This is a genomic window from Candidatus Protochlamydia sp. R18 (genome assembly GCF_000648255.1).
GTDB classification, from domain to species: domain Bacteria; phylum Chlamydiota; class Chlamydiia; order Chlamydiales; family Parachlamydiaceae; genus Protochlamydia; species Protochlamydia amoebophila.
On sequence record NZ_BASL01000707.1, the window covers coordinates 1 to 1,094 of the forward strand.

The following is a 1,094-nucleotide window of genomic DNA, read 5'->3' on the forward strand; positions in this document are numbered from 1 at the left end:
TGTCATCAATCGTTAAAGAAACTAATTCTGATCTTCGAAATGCGCCTACAAATCCCAGTAACAATAAAGCCTTTTCACGCATTCCTGACAAGTAATTTGCTTTACTATTGTCATTATTGATTGATTCAATCATCTTGCGTAAATCATCTAATAAAATCGGATCTTTACGGATTCGGACAGATCCTAATTTATTTTTTATTCCTTTCCAGACTTCCTGTATTTCAGGACAATTTTTGTCGAAAGGCTGTTTAGCTAATTTGTGAGCTTGGCAATTGAGGTAAGCCTACGGCTTAAACTAGAAATTTGAGAGTTTTTTGTAATTTCCCTTTCTGATTGACCCATGCGTTATCTGCTCGGTTAATCAAATATGTCCTCTAATCGTATCAGAGATCTTATAACCCGTTTGTTTCCTGATTCTATCATCTCATAGACTTAAGACATTATCAAAACAAAAACTGAGGAGTCTAAGTTTGAACCATATTGATCCTTATTTGGTTTTTAATAACCCTTCATTGATAAAATGAAACTTTTTCTTTAAATGTGGCTGCCTATTTTAACTTATTAATATTGCAATAATTTTTATCTATCCATCATATTGTTAAAATATTATAAATGAAAATTTATTTTACTTATTGGGGTGGCTATTTTGAATATCTCTAATTTTGGGTTTAATCCTAGTCATCTTGCCCATACAACGTCTCCATCTTACTATCCCCCGCAAGACATTAACGATCAACTTGAGAATGAAAATACTCCCTTAGGCAATCCTTTGCCTAATTTAGAAGAAAGTAGTACGCCAACGATCCCAGCTTCCGCTCTTTCACCTTCATCTGATGAAATTCAACTGAGCTTTCAAGAGGGAACTTTTCTAACTATTTCTCCTTCTCAGCTAGATTTATTAAGGGAAAAATCATATTACTTTAAGAATCTATGGTCGGGGCAATTTCAAGAAACCCTGCAACACCCTCTCGATTTAACACAAAAAGACTTTACGCTTTTGCTTAATTTCCTGATGGACGCTAACTTTAAAGTTCCCTTAGAACCTGTTTAAAATCTTTTAATCGTGTATAATTGCCTTCAAAAAAAATTTGTAG

General features: G+C 33.5%; 1 pseudogene. It reads left to right on the forward strand.

Going from position 1 to position 1,094, the window contains the following annotated elements:
• Positions 1 to 646 precede the first annotated feature (646 nt).
• Positions 647 to 1,048, forward strand: a pseudogene (locus TY19_RS06640) (hypothetical protein); the annotation flags it as partial.
• Between the last annotated feature and the right edge of the window lie 46 nt (positions 1,049 to 1,094).